Origin of the sequence: Mesorhizobium sp. M7D.F.Ca.US.004.03.1.1 (assembly GCF_003998635.1) — a bacterium.
Lineage (GTDB): Bacteria > Pseudomonadota > Alphaproteobacteria > Rhizobiales > Rhizobiaceae > Mesorhizobium > Mesorhizobium loti.
Map to the genome: position 1 here is coordinate 1 of NZ_RZQG01000846.1, position 2,532 is coordinate 2,532.

The following is a 2,532-nucleotide window of genomic DNA, read 5'->3' on the forward strand; positions in this document are numbered from 1 at the left end:
CTCTGATGATGAGCCCGGCTTCTTCCAACCCGGTGCTGACAGACGCGGCGGCCAAGGCCGGCTGGCCGACGATCATGCGCCTTTATACGCGTGACGATGCGCAGGGCGCCTTCATCGGCCCATGGATCGCCAAGAAGTTTGCCGGCAAGAATGTCGTCGTCCTGCATGACAAGAGCGCCTACGGACAGGGCGTGGCTGACGCCGTCAAGGCAACCATGAATGCCGGCGGCCTCAAGGAGGTCTATTATGACGGTATCAACGCTGGCGAGAAGGACTATTCGGCTCTCGTCACCAAGCTCAAGGACTTGAAGGCCGACGTCGTTTATTTCGGCGGCTATCATCCTGAAGCTGGCCTGATCCTGCGTCAGTCGGCGGAACAGAACCTGAAGTTCCAGCTGATCATGCCGGACTCTATCGCCTCGCCCGAATTCTGGCAGGTCGCTGGCCCGGCCGGCGAGGGCACCATGTTCGTCTTCCCGTCGGATCCCCAGGCAAAGCCGGAAGCCAAGGCAGCCGTCGAGAAGATCAAGGCCGGCGGTTTCGTGCCGGAGGGCTTCACGCTGTTCTCTTACGCCACCATCCAGGCTTTTGCTGAAGGCATCAAGCGCGCCGGCAGCGACGATCCGGCCAAGGTTGCCGAAGCGTTGAAGAACGGCACGCCGATCAGCACTGTTGTCGGCGATGTCACCTTCGACGAGAAGGGCGACCTCAAGAATGCCAGCTACGACATCAACCAGTGGCATGACGGAAAATACGCGCCGATTGCCCAGTAATCGCTGCCCTGGTGGCTGAATAGCATAGAGAAATGGCCGGGCTCGTCCCGGCCATTTTCTTGTTTGCCCTGTCGTTTATCTTCCGAATCGTCAGCTCACCGCTGCGGTCGAGGCGTTTTGGTCCTCGACGAACCGCACCAGCACAGTCCCGTCGGTGACCTGCGCGCCCTCTGTGGCGATCTCGGCGATCACGCCGTCATGTGGCGCGGCGATGGTGTGCTCCATCTTCATCGCCTCGAGGATCAGCAGCGGTTGGCCCTTGATCACGGCATCGCCTATTGCCGCGCGCACCAGCTTGACCAGCCCCGGCATCGGCGCACGCAGGCTGCCGGCGCCTGCCGCCGCATCATCGGCCCGTGCCAGTGGGTCCGGCACGGCGAAGGTATAGCCAACAGCACCCTCGAACACCGTGATGTGGCCTGGCCAGCAGGCGAGGCGTGGCGCGGCACGAAAATCATGCGAATTGGTGTCGTCATAAGGCTTGTCCAGCGCGACCTGGAATCGCCCGTCCGGCCGTACCGAGACCTTCGCCGCGATATCGTCTTCGCCGAACTTCAGCCGTGTGCGTCGCGCCACGCTGTGGAAATGCGCATAGCCGGCAATCGACGACCACGGATCGTTGGATGGCGGCGCTGCTCCGGCGCCGGAGGCCGCAACGGCCGCGGCAGCAATGGTTTCGCCGGTCGGCGGCGCGATCTCGGTCAGCGCCGTCTGGTGCCTGGCGATCAGGCTGGTGTCGACATCGCCTGCGGCAAAGTCCGGATCGGCGGCGAGAGCGGCAAGAAAGGCGGTGTTCACGGTCGAACCGGCGATCTCGGTTCGCGACAGCGCCGCACCGAGCGCGTCGAGTGCCGCCTGCCTGTCCTTTGCGTGGACGACCAGCTTGGCGATCATCGGGTCGTAATAGGGCGAGATGGCGTCACCCGCCCGCACGCCGGTCTCGATGCGCATAGTCGCGCCTTCGGGGGTTGCATCCGGAAATTTCAGATGATGCAGCGTGCCGGTCGCCGGCAGGAACCCTTTTGCCGCATCCTCGGCATAGATGCGCGCCTCGAAGGCATGGCCGGCGAGCGCGATCTCGCTTTGCATCTTCGGCAGCTTCTCGCCCGATGCGATCCGCAACTGCCACTCGACGAGATCTGTGCCTGTGACCATCTCGGTGACCGGGTGCTCGACCTGCAGGCGGGTGTTCATCTCCATGAACCAGAAGCGGTCGGCCTTCAGGCCCTGCGAGGCATCGACGATGAACTCGATGGTGCCGGCGCCCGAATAATTGATCGCCTTGGCGGCTTTCACCGCTGCCTCCGTCATCGCTTTGCGCAAAGCCTCGGTCATGCCAGGGGCGGGCGCTTCCTCGATCACCTTCTGGTGGCGGCGCTGCGCCGAGCAGTCGCGCTCGTAGAGATGCACCGCATTGCCGAAATTGTCGCCGAACACCTGCACTTCGATATGGCGCGGCTTGTCGACATATTTTTCGACCAGCACGCGGTCGTCGCCGAAAGCGGCTTTCGCCTCGCGCCGTGCGCTGGACAGTGCCTCGGAAAACTCATCGGGGTGTTCGACCCGGCGCATGCCCTTGCCGCCGCCGCCGGCGCGCGCCTTGATCAGCACGGGATAGCCGATCTCGCGTGCCTTGGACGCAAGCAGCACGATCTCCTGCGCCTCGCCATGATAGCCCGGCACCACCGGCACGCCGGCCTTTTCCATCAGCCGCTTGGCGGCATCTTTCAACCCCATGGCACGGATCGAGGCCGCCGAC

2 protein-coding genes are annotated in these 2,532 nt (G+C 63.8%); one reads left to right on the forward strand and one right to left on the reverse strand.

Going from position 1 to position 2,532, the window contains the following annotated elements; genetic code table 11:
- The coding region (locus EN935_RS30790) for a branched-chain amino acid ABC transporter substrate-binding protein (RefSeq protein WP_164771480.1) at window positions 1-773 on the forward strand (773 nt) is incomplete at its 5' end.
- Between the two features lie 90 nt (window positions 774-863).
- Here the strand turns inward: EN935_RS30790 and EN935_RS30795 are convergent.
- The coding region (locus EN935_RS30795) for a biotin/lipoyl-containing protein (RefSeq protein WP_127373954.1) at window positions 864-2,532 on the reverse strand (1,669 nt) is incomplete at its 5' end.